The organism is Vibrio misgurnus (genome assembly GCF_029635775.1).
Lineage (GTDB): Bacteria > Pseudomonadota > Gammaproteobacteria > Enterobacterales > Vibrionaceae > Vibrio > Vibrio chanodichtyis.
In genome coordinates this window covers 498,833-516,110 of the sequence record NZ_CP113242.1, presented here as the reverse complement: position 1 = coordinate 516,110, position 17,278 = coordinate 498,833, and the positions used below count along the sequence as shown (strand labels likewise).

The 17,278-nt window shown below is 46.5% G+C and carries 13 protein-coding genes; 7 read left to right on the top strand and 6 right to left on the bottom strand.

Annotated elements, in window-relative coordinates; translation table 11 throughout:
• The first annotated feature begins 1 nt into the window (after window position 1).
• The 3 genes from OOK74_RS14065 to OOK74_RS14055 all read left to right on the top strand — a co-directional run bounded on the left by OOK74_RS14065 (window position 2) and on the right by OOK74_RS14055 (window position 4,423).
• Window positions 2-1,933, top strand: a complete 1,932-nt coding sequence (locus OOK74_RS14065) for a VWA domain-containing protein (protein ID WP_278183338.1) — start codon at window positions 2-4, stop codon at window positions 1,931-1,933.
• A complete protein-coding gene (locus tag OOK74_RS14060; protein ID WP_278183337.1) occupies window positions 1,927-3,567 on the top strand; it encodes a BatD family protein in 1,641 nt (546 codons plus the stop codon). The genes OOK74_RS14065 and OOK74_RS14060 overlap by 7 nt, the downstream gene beginning before the upstream one ends.
• Window positions 3,568-3,706: 139 nt before the next feature.
• The gene (locus tag OOK74_RS14055; protein ID WP_274721685.1) at window positions 3,707-4,423 is read left to right on the top strand and encodes an SIMPL domain-containing protein; all 717 of its coding nucleotides are present in this window, start codon (window positions 3,707-3,709) and stop codon (window positions 4,421-4,423) included.
• A gap of 135 nt (window positions 4,424-4,558) precedes the next feature.
• Here the strand turns inward: OOK74_RS14055 and cspE are convergent, their stop codons facing one another.
• Together cspE and OOK74_RS14045 are read right to left on the bottom strand one after the other, a co-directional pair.
• A complete protein-coding gene (gene cspE, locus OOK74_RS14050) occupies window positions 4,559-4,771 on the bottom strand; it encodes a transcription antiterminator/RNA stability regulator CspE (protein ID WP_166015239.1) in 213 nt (70 codons plus the stop codon).
• 254 nt (window positions 4,772-5,025) lie between these two features.
• The gene (locus OOK74_RS14045) at window positions 5,026-7,098 is read right to left on the bottom strand and encodes a sensor domain-containing diguanylate cyclase (RefSeq protein WP_278183336.1); all 2,073 of its coding nucleotides are present in this window, start codon (window positions 7,096-7,098) and stop codon (window positions 5,026-5,028) included.
• Window positions 7,099-7,399: 301 nt separating this feature from the next.
• Here OOK74_RS14045 and OOK74_RS14040 point away from each other — a divergent pair, with 301 nt between their 5' ends.
• Window positions 7,400-7,912: a L,D-transpeptidase family protein gene (locus OOK74_RS14040; protein ID WP_430741982.1), complete on the top strand. Its 513-nt coding sequence runs from the start codon at window positions 7,400-7,402 to the stop codon at window positions 7,910-7,912.
• Between the two features lie 5 nt (window positions 7,913-7,917).
• Here the strand turns inward: OOK74_RS14040 and OOK74_RS14035 are convergent, their stop codons facing one another.
• Window positions 7,918-8,817 (bottom strand): LysR family transcriptional regulator, encoded by a 900-nt coding sequence (locus OOK74_RS14035; protein WP_277206426.1) that lies wholly within the window; start codon window positions 8,815-8,817, stop codon window positions 7,918-7,920.
• Window positions 8,818-9,017: 200 nt separating this feature from the next.
• Between OOK74_RS14035 and OOK74_RS14030 the strand changes: the two genes are divergently transcribed.
• Window positions 9,018-10,712, top strand: coding sequence for an L-lactate permease (locus OOK74_RS14030; RefSeq protein WP_274721682.1), 1,695 nt, complete (start codon window positions 9,018-9,020; stop codon window positions 10,710-10,712).
• 121 nt (window positions 10,713-10,833) lie between these two features.
• Window positions 10,834-11,970, top strand: coding sequence for an FMN-dependent L-lactate dehydrogenase LldD (lldD, locus tag OOK74_RS14025; RefSeq protein ID WP_274721681.1), 1,137 nt, complete (start codon window positions 10,834-10,836; stop codon window positions 11,968-11,970).
• A gap of 400 nt (window positions 11,971-12,370) precedes the next feature.
• Here the strand turns inward: lldD and aroG are convergent, their stop codons facing one another.
• The gene (aroG, locus tag OOK74_RS14020; RefSeq protein WP_274721680.1) at window positions 12,371-13,423 is read right to left on the bottom strand and encodes a 3-deoxy-7-phosphoheptulonate synthase AroG; all 1,053 of its coding nucleotides are present in this window, start codon (window positions 13,421-13,423) and stop codon (window positions 12,371-12,373) included.
• Between the two features lie 322 nt (window positions 13,424-13,745).
• On the opposite strand from aroG, the gene OOK74_RS14015 reads away from it, so the two are divergent.
• On the top strand, window positions 13,746-15,449 hold the full coding sequence (locus tag OOK74_RS14015; RefSeq protein ID WP_278183335.1) for a phospho-sugar mutase: 1,704 nt from the start codon (window positions 13,746-13,748) through the stop codon (window positions 15,447-15,449).
• 101 nt (window positions 15,450-15,550) lie between these two features.
• Here OOK74_RS14015 and OOK74_RS14010 read toward each other — a convergent pair whose 3' ends face one another.
• Both OOK74_RS14010 and OOK74_RS14005 read right to left on the bottom strand, forming a co-directional pair.
• Window positions 15,551-15,859: a bactofilin family protein gene (locus OOK74_RS14010; protein WP_319946300.1), complete on the bottom strand. Its 309-nt coding sequence runs from the start codon at window positions 15,857-15,859 to the stop codon at window positions 15,551-15,553.
• A gap of 2 nt (window positions 15,860-15,861) precedes the next feature.
• Window positions 15,862-16,803 (bottom strand): M23 family metallopeptidase, encoded by a 942-nt coding sequence (locus OOK74_RS14005; protein WP_277206421.1) that lies wholly within the window; start codon window positions 16,801-16,803, stop codon window positions 15,862-15,864.
• Between the last annotated feature and the right edge of the window lie 475 nt (window positions 16,804-17,278).

The window sequence follows — 17,278 nt, the reverse complement described above, 5'->3', positions numbered from 1 at the left end:
CATGTCACCGCTGATTTTTCTCTATCCACACTGGTTGTGGTTACTGATCCCGCTAGGCATGTTCGCGCTGTGGTTAGGACTCCGTCGGCCACCGCGTGGCCTAATTGCCGCACATTTGGCACCGGCGTTAGGTGTAACCACGCACTCTCGCCGCCACCAAGCTGGATTACTGGCACTCGCTTGGCTGATCGCCACGTTGGCACTGGCCGGCCCAAGCTGGCAAACCGCGACGCGGCCAAGTATGCAAAACAGTGCGGCCCGCGTATTGATCATGGATATGTCACATTCAATGTACGCCACGGATCTGCAGCCTAACCGCTTAACTCAGGCTCGTTATAAAGCTCTCGATCTACTGCAAGGTTGGTCAGAAGGCAGTACTGGGCTTATCGCCTACGCCGCCGACGCTTATATCGTAAGTCCACTGACCAGTGATAGCGCCACCCTCGCCAGCTTGGTGCCGTCTTTGTCACCCGATATCATGCCCTACCAAGGAGCCGATGCCGCCGCCGCCATCCAGTTAGCCATCACTATGATGCAGCAAGCAGGACATGCCCGTGGCGATCTGATTTTACTGGCCGATGACCTAAGTCCCACAGAACGCACCAAGATCACCCCTATCTTGCAAGGTAGTCCATGGCGTTTGATCCTACTGGCCATCGGCACCCCTAGCGGAGCGCCGATTACTTTAAGCGATGGATCGTTATTACAAGACCGCCAAGGGCAAACCGTGATCGCAAAAACTCGCCTAGATCAAATGCAGCAACTCTCACGCAGCGTCAATGGTTTATTAAGTGCTTATCGGGCAGATGGTGCCGATGTGGCGCAGATTTTACATCTCACCCAGCAATCCACTCAATTCGGATCTCAGATTAGCCAACCCGCGGTCAGTCAACGGATCAATAACGGTTACTGGCTCATGCTCCCCTTACTGTTTGCAGCCCTAGGGATGTTTCGCCGTGGCGTGCTGTTTAGCCTACTGTTCACTCTTTTGCTTAGCCTACCTCAGCAGCAAGCTTGGGCATCCGCTTGGCTCAATCCAGATCAGCAAGCGCTGCAAGCTTTTCAAGCCGAGCATTATGCACAAGCGGCTGAGCAATTTACTGACCCACGGTGGCAAGGTGCCGCGCGCTATTATGCCAATGACTACCAAGGGGCGATTGACGCTTACGCACAGATCGCCAATCCCGATTTAGCCACTCAATACAACTTAGCCAATGCTTATGCGCAAGCTGGGGATTTAGCACAAGCCCGCCAACGCTACGAGCAAATTTTAGCGCAGCAGCCGAATCATCAAGATGCGTTGCACAATCTGGCTGTGGTTAAAGCGGCACAGCAACAGCAACAACAACAGCAACAGCAACAGCAACAGCAACAGCAACAGCAACAGCAACAGCAACAGCAACAGCAACAGCAACAGCAACAGCAACAGCAACAGCAACAGCAACAGCAACAGCAACAGCAACAGCAACAGCAACAGCAACAGCAACAGCAACAGCAGGATCAATCTTCGGATCCAGCGAGTCAAGCGCAAGCAACATCGACCGGTGAACCGTCGGATCCCAACCAGCAACCAGCATCGGAACCGCATACGGGATCTCACTCAGAATCGAGCGATGAGCCAAACCCATCGGCCAGTCAGTCCTCTGAAACTGATCAAGGCCCAGCTGACATGGATTCAGTCGATAATGCGATGCCTGCCTCTTCCACAGTGCAAACACCAACGGAATCAAACCAAGCACCAACCGCTGACAAGACAAGCCAGCAACAAGAACTAGCAAACAGCGCAAAGCAAGCCAACTCATCACTCGATCCTATGCTGCGTAAATTAGAGCAAGTGGAAAGTGCGCGCGATCCAAGCGCGCTGCTACGGGCACAATTTATTTTGCAAGCTCAACGTAAACCTCAACCTACGGACACCGATCAGCCATGGTAAAACTGCAATCCGTCTATCAACGCACATGTTTCTGGCTCTCGCTGTTGCTGAGCTTATGCGCACTGCCCAGCCAAGCGGCGGATCTGGTCGCCAGTGTCAGCAAAAATAGCGTGGTGAATAATGAAGTGATTCAGTTGCGAATTGTCAGCAGCAGTAAGCTGACTGCGGAGGCGGTTGATTTTTCTCAACTAGAGCCTGATTTTTTTGTTGGTCAACCCAGTTTTGCCTCTTCCACCAACATCATCAATGGTAATTACTCGCAGCGCAGTGAGTGGACGGTGGCGATCGCGCCACAACGCTCCGGCATTCTCACCATCCCAAGCTTTCAAATCGGTAGCGCCCACTCAGCTGCAATTGCTATCCAAGTGAGCGAAGATGAGCAGCAACCCGAGCCACAAGAGCTCGCAGAGGTGCGCAGCCAATTAGAGCAGACTCAGCTTTATCCCGGTGAAAGTACCTTGTTTCATGCTCAGTTGATCATCAAGCAAGATATCCGCCGTCTACGCGATCCACAAATAACGCCACCACAAGTGGATGGTATGCAGATTGAAGCGGCCAGTGAGCCCAAGCAATCACCTTCTCTGCTCAATGGTGTGGAAGTGACAATCGTTGAACAATCGTTTCGGATCACCGCACAACAAGCGGGACGTTTTAGCCTACGTGAACCGATGCTGAAAGCGAACTTATTATACGGCAACCAATATAGTGGTACGCGTTTGATCCCGCTGCTTACCCAACCGAAAAGTTACCCCATTCAAGTGCTGGCCCAACCGGCTAATTATCAAGGTGCTTGGCTACCTAGCGCCCACCTAAGCTTGAGCCAAAGCTGGCTCGATGGACAACAGAGATTAAGCGAAGCCAGCCAATACCAGACCGAGGTTGGACGCAGCATCACCCGCGAAATTCGCTTGCAAGTGCGAGGTCTGACTCAACAGCAGATACCAACATTGCATATTCAGTATCCAGACAGCATTAGCCTCTATCCAGAAAAGCCGCAATTTAGCACGCTTGAAAATGGCGATACCTTAATGACGCTGAAACAAGTGCTGATCCCACGTCATGCGGGCGAGATCACCTTGCCAGATGTCACCCTCAATTGGTGGAATACCCAGACTCACATGGCGCAAACCAGCCAGTTGGCTGGTTTAACGCTACAAGTTAAAGCGAGTGATGAAGCGCCGTTGTTCAACATGCCAACCGTGCCTGATCTGCCCACTAGCCAACCTGTGAGTGATACCGGTTATTGGCCATATTTGACCTTACTGTTTGCACTGCTTTGGCTCGCCACTACTCTATTAGCCTTGCTGATGTGGCGTGGTAGCCGAGTGGTCTCTCAGCCCAGTATCAACCACGATCTGGCAACCTCATCGACTTATCGCACGCTAATTGAAGCGATTGAGCAGCAAGATCTGTTAGCCATCAGCCAAGCGATTCGTATTTGGCAAACCGAAATAACCTTGCCAAGCAACGAGCAGCAAACGCTGCATCAATTACTCGATACGCTACAGCAAGCTTGTTATGGCAAACAATCACAACAGCCCGATTTCAAGCCGTTGCAACGCTGGGTTAAGCTTCAGCATAAGCAACAACTCAGCAGCGTTAAGCCGACCGCCAGTAAACTCGCTCAATTATGAAAACGCGCTGGCTAACGGCCTAACCTAACGACCTACCGCTAGCGACCATGCTGGCGGTTAGGCTGCTATACTGAGGTGAATCAATCGTGCCACGACCAGTAGCAGTCGGTGGATAACAGAACATCACTCGGAGGAAAGCATGACTAATCTCAATACCAAAGCAGCGAGTGTGCTTGGCCTAAGCCTGATCATCGGGCTAGCCACGCTTGGCTTCTTGGTGCAACAAATGGCGGTTAAATTTAAAGAATATGAACGAGTGGTCACGGTCAAAGGGCTCTCGGAACGTGAAGTGTTGGCCGATACCGTGATTTGGCCAATTCAGTTTAGTGTGGCTGATAATCAGCTAGCGACACTGTTTAACACCGTCGATCAACAAACTCAGCTCATCACTCAATATTTAGTGCAACAAGGCATCGACCGTAATGCGATCTCTCTTTCTGCACCCGCCGTGATCGATAAAAAAGCCCAACAATATGGTGAAGATCGCGCCGAGTTTCGTTATTTAGCCACTCAAACGATCACCGTTTACAGTAAGCAAGTTGAAAAAGTACGCAACATCGTCAGCGATATTGGTCAATTAGGAAAACAGGGAGTGGTATTTAACCAAGATCCTTATAACAATCGGGTTGAATTTAGTTTCTCAGCCCTGAATGAAATTAAGCCCGATATGATTGAACAAGCGACTAAGCAAGCTCGCGAAGTTGCCCAGAAGTTTGCCAAAGATTCTCAAAGCACGTTAGGTAAAATCAAAACTGCATCACAGGGTCAATTTTCGATTACCGATCGGGATAACAATACCCCTTACATCAAGAATATCCGCGTCGTCACCACCGTGGAATATTATCTATCTGATTAAGAGGCTAGTGGATGGCGATAGTTGACAACCACTTTATCGCTGGTGGTCAGTAAGTGACTATCCATTACATAAGAGATGAAATGCAAAAAGGGGCGTGGTTTACACCACGCCCCTTTAAAATTTATTCTGTGCTAATTACAGCGCAGTTACTTGAGCAGCTTGTGGGCCTTTTTTGCCTTGCTCAACGATGAAGCTTACACGCTGACCTTCAGCCAGAGTTTTGAAGCCTTCAGAAACGATAGATTTGAAGTGTACGAACACATCTTGACCACCGTTGTCTTGAGAAATGAAACCAAAACCTTTAGTTTCGTTGAACCATTTTACTGAACCAGTCATTTTCTGAGACATAGTAACCTCTAATATATATTTGCTATGAGTTTATTTGGCTGATAACGAAAGCTATTGAATGGTATATCAAGACAAAGTTGACGCAGGTTTAACGAGATATCGATAACGATCTGAGATAGAACTTTCACTGAATTTAACATTAACAACTCTTACCTAAGAGCCGAGATGAACTATACACCGATTTCATCGAAACGCTACACTTATTTGTATTATTTACTGCGTGATGCGAAATTTATTGAATAAGGCTACTTTTGCTACGCCATTGGGTCGATATTTTCAACCATCACTCCCACCACCTGATTGCGTCCCTGACTTTTAGCTTGATACAAGGCTTTATCTGCTTCTGCATACAGTTGATCAAACTGTACTTCACACGGCTTATAGCGCGAAACCGCATAACCAATTGATACCGTGAGTAGCTCACCATCAGGATTTTGCTGGTGTAGAATGCGCTCAGCGGCAATACTATAGCGAATGCTTTCCGCGAGTGATTGGATCTCCTCAACGCTACGATGAGCAATCAGTAACAAAAACTCCTCGCCTCCAATCCGGCAAAACAGCTCACGCTCAGACTGGGCATGTTGGCTTAAGATATTGCCGATCCGCATCAGCGCGATATCACCTTCCAAATGGCCATAACAATTATTGAATAATCCAAAGTGATCCAGATCGAGCAAAATCACCCCATAATTGACCGCTTCGCTTGTCGCTTGCTCGCAGGTTTGTTCCAGTAAATGATCGAGCATGCGTCGGTTACCTAACCGCGTCAGAGGATCCAATTTTGCCATAAGATCCAGTTGCTGATTGGCCTTATGTAAATCACGAGTGCGATTACGTACCTCAAGCTCCAAGGTTGCATTAAGAACCGAGATCGCTTCTTGCGCTTTCGCTCGCATCAAAACCTCGGTCAAATTTGAAGCAAACATACGGATCACTTCACGCAATTGGGAAGTCAGCACCGTGCGACGGATCAAATTATCCACCGAGATGAAAGCGATCGGAGTACCTTTATCGGTCAGCATGGTCATTGCCGTCCAGCCATAACCGACAATTTTGCAATCATGGTAAATCGGCACATTCTCTTTAAACACCACTTGATTCGGCTGGAGTTTGGCAAGATCGACTACATGATTTTCATGAGTTGAGCCGCGAAAATACGATTCATCCACGATATTACCTTGCATATCAGTGCCCCACGTTCCTTGTAGGTATGAGCAAGCTTCATCGGTTAAAAAGATGGCCATGCGGTCAATGCCCATTCGATTGATCGCAAAGTTCACTGCGGATTTACACACTTGACTGACTGTCATACAGCGGGAAAGCTCGACCATACTGGCATGCAACATCCGCACATTTTGCTCTTGACGCATACGAATATAGATTTGCGCCAGTAGTGAACTGAACGACTCCAGCATCTGTTTTTGGTATTCAGTGATCGGTTGACGATGGATATAGTTGTCAATTGCGATCCAACCAATAGTTTCATTGCCATCACGTAAGATCAGCATCCCATTCCAACCCTGTCCGACCACCTGACCCGCGGTATACAACGGGGCAGCCTCAACGACCATTAAGTTACATTCGTCATTGGATAACGCTTCAAGATATTGGCGCTCAACTTGATGCAAGTCATATTGGGTATGATGCTCATCAATCGTGTTGCCCGATTCATCGGTACCATAAGTCCCACTGAAGCAACGCTTTTTCAAATCAAGCAGCAAAAATGCCGCGCGATCAAAACCGAGCCGATTACGCATTGCTTCCACCGCAGCTCGGTGCAGTTCATCCAAACTGGCTGGGTTAGACAGCTCGACCGCCACCTGATGAACCAGTTTCATATTATCAATAAACTGTTCACGCTGACGGATCTCGCTCAAATACTTCGCTTCACGCAAATCACGATTTTTAAACTCTTTGGATGCCTCAATTTCAGCACGTAAACACTGCCATTTGGCCGCGATCAACTGCAAAAAATCCAGTTCTCCAGATTGAGTACACAAATGCACTTGCTCTGCGCACACCGCTTGAATGATCAAATAAGTACGATGTTGTGGGTGGTTATCGAGCATCAAAATAAAAGATTCACCGCCCATAATCGGCAGATAATCCCAACGACAGGTATTGATCGCAAAAGGGATAACACCGTCAGAGGTATCAAATTGGGCAGCCCATACCCAAAAGACTTCCGGATAATCTTCTAGCCCGACAAAATCGCCATCGGAGAATAGAACTTCTGCCGTAGAAAATTGTGATGGTGCGCGCACAATGGCCGCCGCTTGTGACTGTAAATAAGTAATTAAATATTCGAAATTCGTCTCTGCCAACATTCGATAATTTCGACTTGAAGTCACTCTTTTCAATAAAGTTTGAGAAAACATGCGCAGCCTGACATTGATAATAGTTTTATTGTGGATAATCGCCGATTGTTTATCGGGCAATCAATTGGCGATCTAACCGGCTGTTAAGTGCGCCGCATTTTTGGTTAATAATGAAACACATCCTCGGCACAAGCAGCATTTTTGCGAAGTTGTTTCCATTTATACCAATGATGAACCAAACTTTTTAAATAATTTCTCATTATTGAGCCACGCTCTGCTTCGTGCCAATGGCATTTACTATGGACATTTTATGCGTTTTTTGTGTATTGCATGGTTAACCCTACTGATGCTAGCCAATGCCTGCTTAGCTGCCGTTGACTTGGTTAAAATTGACTCAATTGAAGTTGACTTAGTACATGTCGATAAATCGAAACGGCGTATGTATCTACTGCAAAATGGCGAAGTGATCCGTGAATATCGGATCGCACTGGGTCAAAAGCCGCACGGTCATAAGCAACAAGAAGGTGATCAACGCACACCGGAAGGCGATTATTTTTTGGATTTCATTATCGAAGAATCGAGTTTTTATCGCTCGATACACATTAGTTATCCGAATCAGCAAGATTTGGCGCAAGCCCAATTACGGGGTATTGACCCTGGCGGAGATATTAAAATTCATGGTTTGAAGAATGGCGATGCCAGAGATCCCGCTTTCATACAAAGCTTTGACTGGACCAATGGCTGCATTGCCCTAACCAATCAAGAAATGGATGAGTTTCTAAACTTAGTTAAGCCGGGAACTCCCATCACCATTGAATGGTAGAGATTTTAAAAATAGTGGGATATTGCCAAATAACGAGTACGAATATGTTCAATCAACAAACGAACTTTATTCGGTGGTTGACGTGTAAAAGGATAAACTGCATAAACCCCCAGTTTCTTACCTACCTGATCAGGAAAAATATCGATTAATTCTCCATTACGTAGATCGTGATATACCAAACATCGTGGAACATACGCAATACCGTGTCCACCAAGTGCTGCTTTACGTAGCGCAGTTGCGTTATCGGTTGAAAAAGAACCCGACACTCTAACAATATAACTACCCTTCATCCCTTTAAATTCCCAATCAGTCGCACCTGTTGTTTGATAGGCATACTGCAAGCAATTGTGTTTAACTAAGTCTAGAGGCATTAAGGGTTTACCGTTTCGGCTAATGTAAGCAGGAGAAGCACAAACCACCCACTGAGAATCTAAAATATGCCTTGCAATTAAGCTCGAATCCTCCAAGTACCCCGTACGAATTACTAGATCGTAGCCACCTGCAACTAAATCAACAAAACGGTTATCAAGAGACATATCCACTGTCAATCCTGGATGAAGGTTACAGAACTCAGCAACAGCATCAGCCAAAATCAAATCGCCCGAAATAGTCGGAACCGACATTTTAATATGACCACTAATGTTTTCACCAAACCCAACTACTGCATCAAGTGCCTCTTGAGTGGCTTCCTTCACATTTTTGGCACCGTGTAGCAATACTTTTCCAGCCTCCGTTAAAGTCAATTTTCGCGTCGTTCGGTATAATAGTTGTACGCCAAGCTCTTTTTCTAAACGCGCCAATCTTTTGCTAACCACCGAATTTGTAAGTCTATTTTTTTCAGCAGCCTTACTAAAACTGCCCATTTGCATCACTTGATAAAACAAAATTAAATCATCAGAACGCATGCCGTTATGTCATTTTAGGAAATAATCAATTTCATTATTTCTCTATATTCATCAAAAATAAAGCAGTAAATTCACAACCGCTTAATAAGTCAGCCACAACTATAAAAACAATAACAGGACTCTGAACGATTGATGATGTCCTACTGATTTGCTAGCTCATCTTATTGATTGATAAAGAGTTAAAAATAAGGAAGTACTTCATGAATCAAACAATGCTCGCTTTAGTAGCGTTTTCACCAATTGTGGTTGCTGCTATTTTACTGATTGGATTAAATTGGCCAGCCAAGAGAGCAATGCCAATCGCTTTTGCGCTAACTGTAATAATTGCTTTGACATTTTGGGATATGTCCAGTAATCGAGTACTAGCTTCAATCTTAGAGGGATTAGGTATCACGCTCTCCGTATTATGGATTGTTTTTGGCGCAATTTTCTTACTCAACATACTAAAACATACTGGTGCTATTACTACGATTCGTAATGGCTTCACTGAAATTTCACCAGATCGACGTATACAAGCCATTATTATTGCTTGGTGTTTTGGCTCTTTTATCGAAGGAGCTTCCGGTTGGGGGACACCCGCAGCAATTGTCGCACCACTTCTCGTTGCCATTGGATTTCCTGCACTTGCAGCTGTACTTATGGGAATGATGATCCAATCAACTCCTGTATCTTTTGGTGCAGTCGGTACTCCGATTATTGTAGGTGTCAATCGAGGGCTTGATACCTATAACATCACGGAAACATTAATTGCCAACAGTTCAAACTGGGATATGTATTTACAACAGATAACGACCAGTGTCGCTCTAATTCACGCCTCAGTAGGAACATTTATGCCAGTATTAATGGCCATGATGTTGACTCGTTTCTTTGGCAAACATCGTAGCTGGACGGAAGGATTAGACATTCTACCTTTCGCAATTTTTGCAGGTTTGTCCTTCACTATTCCTTACGCACTGACCGGAGCATTCCTCGGCCCTGAATTCCCATCATTGATCGGTGGACTCATCGGTCTTACGATTGTGGTGACAGCAGCTAAAAAAGGGTTCTTAGTACCCAAAACTCAATGGGATTTTAGCCCTGAAAATGAGTGGCCAACTGAATGGTTAGGCTCACTTAAAATGGATCTAAATGAGATCAAAGCCAAGCCAATGAGTCTTATTCTGGCATGGGCCCCCTATGTGCTACTTGCCATTATTCTCGTGGCTAGCCGTGTAAACTCAGATTTCAAAGCACTCCTCCTCAGCGTCAAAGTCTCCTTCAGTAATATCTTGGGAGAGACAGGTATTAATACATCAATCGAGCCTCTTTATTTACCTGGAGGGATTCTCATTTTCGTAGCACTGATTGCCGTATTCACTCAAACACGCAGCGTAACTCCCATCGGCAAAGCATTTGGTGAGTCCACCAAAACCTTAATTGGTGCGGGATTCGTACTGATATTTACCATTCCTATGGTTCGGATCTTTATCAATTCTGGAATTAACAGTGCTGATTTAGCCAGTATGCCAGTAACTACCGCCAACTTTGCTGCGGGTTTAGTGGGTGAAGCTTTCCCGATGCTAAGTGCGACTGTCGGTGCACTGGGCGCTTTCATTGCCGGTTCTAACACAGTGTCCAACATGATGTTCAGCCAATTCCAATTTGAAGTGGCACAAACGCTGACCATCTCTAGCGTGGTGATCATCGCTCTACAAGCCGTTGGGGCAGCAGCCGGTAACATGATTGCCATCCACAACGTGGTAGCTGCATCCGCAACAGTTGGCCTGCTCGGTCGTGAAGGTGCGACACTGCGCAAAACCGTGTTGCCAACCCTCTACTATCTTGTTTTGACCGGCATCATCGGCATGACCGTGATTTACGGATTCAACATGACCGATGCTTTAATGAATCGCTAAACCTTTTAATCAGTACCGAGAGCTAGTATCTCGCTCTCATCGCTCAAGCTCATCGTTGTACCTCTATGAGCTTGAGCAAAAAAGGAACATTCACAGAATAAGCCCAGAATAGGATTGAATTATGATCATTTCAGCTTCAACCGATTACCGCGCTGCAGCCAAAGCTAAACTCCCGCCCTTTTTGTTCCACTACATTGATGGCGGCTCATATGGAGAACATACGCTCAGACGCAACACCGATGATTTGGCCGACATTGCACTGCGCCAACGTGTACTGAGTGATATGTCTGAGTTGAGTTTAGAAACCGAACTGTTTGGCGAAAAAATGGCGCTGCCGATCGCCCTCTCTCCTGTGGGCTTAACCGGCATGTATGCCCGCCGCGGCGAAGTGCAAACCGCGCAAGCGGCTGAAACGAAAGGTATTCCTTTTACCCTTTCTACGGTTTCAGTCTGCCCGATTGAAGAAGTGGCACCTTCGATTCAGCGTCCAATCTGGTTCCAGCTTTACGTTTTAAAAGATCGCGGTTTTATGAAAAACGTGTTGGAACGTGCTAAGGCCGCTGGCGTGAAAAATCTCGTGTTCACCGTCGATATGCCAGTACCGGGCGCTCGTTATCGAGATATGCATTCCGGCATGAGCGGCCCTAATGCTGCGATGCGCCGTGTATTACAAGCTATGGTACACCCAAGCTGGGCATGGGATGTGGGCTTGCTTGGTAAGCCGCACGATTTGGGTAACATATCCAAATACCGAGGAACACCGACTAAACTAGAAGACTACATAGGCTGGCTAAGTACGAACTTTGATCCTTCCATCTCATGGAAAGACTTAGAGTGGATCCGGGACTTCTGGGATGGTCCAATGATCATCAAAGGCATTTTGGATACCCAAGATGCAAAAGACGCAGTGCGCTTTGGTGCAGACGGCATTGTAGTTTCCAATCACGGTGGTCGCCAGTTAGATGGCGTGCCCTCTACCGTGCAAGCACTACCCGCAGTTGTGGATGCAGTAAAGGGCGACCTGAAAATTCTGGTCGACTCTGGTATCCGTACTGGCTTAGACGTGATTCGTATGTTGGCACTTGGCGCAGATTGCACTATGCTCGGCCGTTCGTTTATTTATGCTTTAGCAGCACAAGGACGCGCTGGGGTAGAAAATCTGCTCGACCTTTATGAAAAAGAGATGAGGGTTGCCATGATTCTGACAGGCGCCAAAGACCTTAGCAAACTATCAAGCGACTCATTAGTCCAAAGGTAAAGAAAACTTCCCCTAATTTGAAGTTGCAGGCAATCATGCTGCAACTTCAAATCATAAAAGAGTACGGTGAACACTAAGAAGCATATAATTAACTCACTGACCTCCTCTAATTGCTGTTCGAGCAAATTTTAGCAAGCCGAATTGATCCACAGAACCTCAAAACACTCAATGAAGTGATTTCGCTATTAAGAGCAGTGCCAAACTTGGCATTCATTTTAGCTTTAGCACAGCAGGAGCCAACTTATCGAATCAAGCCGCTTCCGATTCAATACTTCACCTTAACCGACGATTCACTACCATGTAGAGCAAAACCTAGCGAGTACGTGTAAAAACACGTACCCAACCAACTAACTAGGGAAAAGAACAGGGACGTAAAACTCCCATGTTAATTCTTGTTCATTTATTGCTGACGACGCGCTTCAATCGCGGCAGCCAATTGACGCAACACCGTTTCAGTCTCTGGCCAACCAATGCAGGCATCGGTGATCGATTGACCGTAAGTCAAACACCCCTCAGGGGTCAAATCTTGACGACCTTCCACCAAGTGCGATTCAATCATCACCCCAAAGATGGCATGTTCACCTTGGGCAATCTGCGCCGCCACATCTTGTGCCACCACCATTTGCCGCTGATACTGCTTAGAGCTATTGGCATGACTAAAGTCGATCATCACTTTTTGTGGTAAGCCAGCGACTTCCAGCTCTTGTTTAATATTGTTGACATGCTCCGCACTATAGTTTGGCTGTTTACCACCACGCAAAATAATGTGGCAATCAGGGTTACCTGCGGTTTCAACAATCGCCGAGTGGCCAAATTTAGTCACCGATAAGAAGTGGTGTGATGCACCAGCAGAACGAATCGCATCAGCAGCAATTTTAATATTGCCATCAGTACCGTTTTTAAAACCAACTGGGCATGACAACCCAGAAGCTAATTCTCGGTGTACTTGCGACTCCGTGGTACGTGCGCCAATTGCGCCCCAACTGATCAAATCCGCCACGTATTGTGGGGTGATCATATCAAGAAACTCACTGGCGGTGGGCATACCGATATCAGTCAGATCAAGCAACAGTTTCCGCGCCATGCGCAAACCATGATTAATTTCATAGGTATCATTAAGATACGGATCATTGATTAAGCCTTTCCAGCCTACCGTGGTGCGTGGCTTTTCAAAATAGACTCGCATTACAATTTCCAGCTGTTCGCTGAGCTCATCACGTAATACTTTTAAACGCTGGCCATATTCCATCGCCGCTTCAGGATCATGTATAGAACAAGGACCAATCACCACTAACAGGCGATCATCTTGATCTTGCAACATGTTGTGAATCGCATTGCGCGCTTGGAACGTAGTGGACGCTGCAGTTTCGGTAGCAGGAAATTTTTCTAATACCGCAATCGGCGGTAGTAATTGTTTGATTTTTTTAATTTTTACATCATCGGTTTGCAACATCTTTACATCATCCTTAACTTTATTTTCTGGCTAGTCAGCTCGATGCCTGTAGCCTTGATAATCACTGCATCTATCGTTTGTTCGAGTAACTTATCGACACCAACACAATATCGCAAGCACTATTTTAAAATAAAGGCAAGATTGTGCTTTTCTTTATCAATCAATCCATATGTAAAAAATAAGTTACACCCATCAACTTATCATCGACTAAACTCTCAATAGCAATATGCCAACAAGTCCAGTTTAGCGATTGCGGCGATGTTTTAGAGCATAGAGATTACATAAACTGCAACTTCACAGCTCAATACCGAGAAGAGACACTATGAATTTAACCGTCACCCAGTGGTTGGCCAGAGATCCCGATCCAAAGACCCGTCATGAACTGCAACAGCTGATCGATGCTCAGCAGGAAGCACAAATTGCCGAATGCTTTCAAGCTCGGCTAGAATTTGGCACCGCCGGACTACGCGGCAAAGTGGGCTGTGGTCCAAATCGGATGAACCGTTTGGTCATTCAAGAAACCGCCGCCGGACTCGGGCATTATCTGCTGGCTCAAGTACCAGACGCGCAGCGGCGCGGGGTGGTGATCGGCTATGATGGGCGGCTCGATTCTCGACAATTTGCGCACGATACCGCCAGCGTGCTCACTTCCCTTGGCATCAAGACTTATTTGACTCACCAAGTGGCGGCGACCCCGATAGTGGCTTTCGGTGTACGTTATTTCAACGCTGCCGCGGCAGTGGTGGTGACCGCCAGCCACAACCCGCCAGAGTACAACGGCTTTAAAGTGTATTGGGAAAATGGCGCACAAATTATTCCGCCCCACGATGCTGGCATTGCCGCTTGTATCGACCAAGCTGCGCAGCAAGCAATTCCTTATCTCGCTCTTGAACAGGCCGAGCAACAAGGGCTGCTGCATTGGCTGTGCGATGAGTATTACCAAACCTACCGTAATACTATTGGCGCAAGCCCATTGCTGCAGCACCATACCCAGCCGCAAGCACTGCGCTTAGCTTACACTGCAATGCACGGCGTCGGAGCAAAAATGGCGGAAGCCTTACTGGCGGATGCTGGCTTTACCGATGTCCACAACGTATCAGAGCAGCGCGAGCCAGATGGCACCTTCCCTACCGTTAATTTTCCCAACCCTGAGGAAGCAGGCGCGATGGATATGGTGATAGCACTCGCCAAGCAAACTGGCGCTCAGCTTGCCTGTGCCAATGATCCCGATGCAGATCGCTTTGCCGTAGCGGCCCGAAAAGCCGATGGTGAATACCAAATGCTGACTGGCGATCAAGTGGGTTCTCTGTTTGGTCACTACCTGCTGTCACAAACCGATGCTGACCGCAAATTAGTCGGTAACACGATCGTCTCTTCCAGCCTGCTGAGTAAAATCGCCGCAGCACATGGTGCACATTACTATCAGACCTTAACCGGTTTTAAATGGCTAACCAACGTAGCCATGCAACAGCAAACCGAACAGCAGCAATTTCTGTTCGCCTATGAAGAAGCGCTGGGTTATACCATTGGTAGCAGTGTATGGGACAAAGATGGCCTTTCAGCACTGGTTGCTTTTGCTCAACTCGCCGCAGAGCTTAACGCACAGGGTAAAACGGTATGGGATCAGCTTGAAACGCTGTATCGCCAGCATGGTCTGCACCTTAACGCGCAGCGCAGCATAGCACTGGCGCCTAACTCGCCCCCCATCGGTGATAAATTGCGTGCAACGCCACCTACCGAGATTGGCGGACGTAACGTGTTAATTGTGGAAGATTTTAAACAAGCGCGACGCACCTTTGCCGATGGAAAAACCGAAACGATCACCCTACCAACCAGTGATGTACTAATCTACCATCTGGAAGGTGGTGCTCGGGTGATTGTGCGCCCATCGGGTACCGAGCCTAAACTCAAGTGTTATTACGAAGTGATCACTCACTTAGCCGCAAGCGAAAGTTTTGCCAATGCTCAGCAACGAGCAGAGCAACAAATGGCAACACTGATCACAGAGCATCAAGCGAGTTTATAAGCTCCAGCAAACCCATCGCCATACATAGCGATAAGTACCTTAATTCGCTCATCCCAAAGAGAGGGAAAATCCCTCTCTTTAACTCCCCTGACCGCGGTGACTTAACTTTCAGCGACCGCTTTAGCCTCTTGAAAATCAACTACTTGATGCTCTGGAGCCGCATGGGTATTACCGGTAAAACGACCACCCTGTTCAATACTAAGATCATCACTAAACAAAGTACCGTTAACCCGCCCTTTGTTTAGGATCTCAATTTTTGCAGCGTGACCCGTCCCTTCAAATTGACCATTGATGATCAGATGATCGGCAAAGATTTCGCCATAGACCACCCCGCTTTCGCTGATCACCAGCATTTTATCAACCTGCAGTTTGCCTTCCACCAGGCCATCAATCTGAATACTGCTCTCAATCTTCAACTCTCCGGAGATATGGCTACCTTTTGCGATGAGAGTTGTAGCTGAGAGCTGACTCTTTGCTCGACTTTGTTTACTAAAGATTCCCATCGTATACCTCTTACTTTAGTGAATAGGGTTTCAAAATCATTCACTCCCCAATCGACAAAAGGTCGTGGGTCTAACGAACGACCGATAAAACGAATTTCATAATGTAAATGTGGACCAGATGAAAGCCCACTATTCCCGGAATAGCCTAATAAATCACCTTTTTGTACAAATTCACCACTTTTCACCGCAAATTTCTGCAGATGTGAATAAGAGCTACTAAAACCGTAAGCATGCTGTAAGCGAATAAAATTGCCGGAGCCAACATTACTGGCGCGGGTCACTTCAACCACCCCATCGGCAGGCGCATAAATTGGCGTGCCGATATTGACCGCAAAATCTTGCCCGCGATGCAATTTGGCCTCCTTGGTCACCGGATGCACCCGTTTTCCATAGCCGGAGGAAATCCGCGCGCCTGGCGTTGGCGAACCACTAGGAATTTGCGTCAACATCAGCGTACGAACTGAAGAAGTGATCGCGGCCGCATCCAAACGCGACTCCAGCTCGGCACCACTCTCATCCACACCGAGCACTTTCTCTAAATCACCCAATCGATCGGAAACCAGCTGAATTTTCTCTTCGCGCACCGTCAAATCATTTTCTAGGCTCTCTTTTAACTCACGCAGTGAAGAGATCTCCTCAAGCAATGACATTGAATGAGTCTCTAATTCTTGCTGCTTGAGCTTGGCAAAATCCATCTGGTGCTTTAGATAATAAATAACCCCGCCCACCGCGAGTACACTCACTAAAAGGATATAACCTAAGCTCTTAAGGAATAATCGAAAAAATTTATCCAAATGAAAATGTTGGGTTCCATGAATCGAGGAAACCGAAACAATCACACGTTCTTTCATAGGGTTCTATATGCTGCATCTGGATAATAAAGTGCGGCGAATAATAGCAAGGAACTGGCGTTACCTAAACCTTTTGCATGAGACGATTGAAGCTAACTCACAACCTTAAGCGGTATTTGTGAATGACGCCAAGCCATTTTTCCCGCTCGCTAAATGCCACTAAGCAGAAGATTGGAGACAGATTCCGTAGCTAAATTACAAATCAAGCAATAATTGAAAAAAGATATAGGTCTTAGAGCTACCAAATAGAATAAATTGCGACAACCGTCACTAGGAGACTTATTTTTAGTCAGAGAATAATGAAAATTCGTGATATTTATCACTATTAATTTCAAACTTAAAAATATGAATACGTGACATCGAACAATAAATATTAATTGACAAGTTTGATTTGGCCAAAATGTACTTATATTACATAACAAAAACTTGAAAGCGATCACTAACAACCCCTTTCACCCTTAACATTTTTGCCACA

Excerpts from the sequence above, each read along its gene's own strand:
- OOK74_RS14065 (WP_278183338.1), top strand. The coding sequence starts at position 2 with ATGTCACCGCTGATTTTTCTCTATCCACACTGGTTGTGGTTACTGATC.
- OOK74_RS14060 (WP_278183337.1), top strand. The coding sequence starts at position 1,927 with ATGGTAAAACTGCAATCCGTCTATCAACGCACATGTTTCTGGCTCTCG.
- OOK74_RS14055 (WP_274721685.1), top strand. The coding sequence starts at position 3,707 with ATGACTAATCTCAATACCAAAGCAGCGAGTGTGCTTGGCCTAAGCCTG.
- cspE (WP_166015239.1), bottom strand. The coding sequence starts at position 4,771 with ATGTCTCAGAAAATGACTGGTTCAGTAAAATGGTTCAACGAAACTAAA.
- OOK74_RS14045 (WP_278183336.1), bottom strand. The coding sequence starts at position 7,098 with ATGTTGGCAGAGACGAATTTCGAATATTTAATTACTTATTTACAGTCA.
- OOK74_RS14040 (WP_430741982.1), top strand. The coding sequence starts at position 7,400 with ATGCGTTTTTTGTGTATTGCATGGTTAACCCTACTGATGCTAGCCAAT.
- OOK74_RS14035 (WP_277206426.1), bottom strand. The coding sequence starts at position 8,817 with ATGCGTTCTGATGATTTAATTTTGTTTTATCAAGTGATGCAAATGGGC.
- OOK74_RS14030 (WP_274721682.1), top strand. The coding sequence starts at position 9,018 with ATGAATCAAACAATGCTCGCTTTAGTAGCGTTTTCACCAATTGTGGTT.
- lldD (WP_274721681.1), top strand. The coding sequence starts at position 10,834 with ATGATCATTTCAGCTTCAACCGATTACCGCGCTGCAGCCAAAGCTAAA.
- aroG (WP_274721680.1), bottom strand. The coding sequence starts at position 13,423 with ATGTTGCAAACCGATGATGTAAAAATTAAAAAAATCAAACAATTACTA.
- OOK74_RS14015 (WP_278183335.1), top strand. The coding sequence starts at position 13,746 with ATGAATTTAACCGTCACCCAGTGGTTGGCCAGAGATCCCGATCCAAAG.
- OOK74_RS14005 (WP_277206421.1), bottom strand. The coding sequence starts at position 16,803 with ATGAAAGAACGTGTGATTGTTTCGGTTTCCTCGATTCATGGAACCCAA.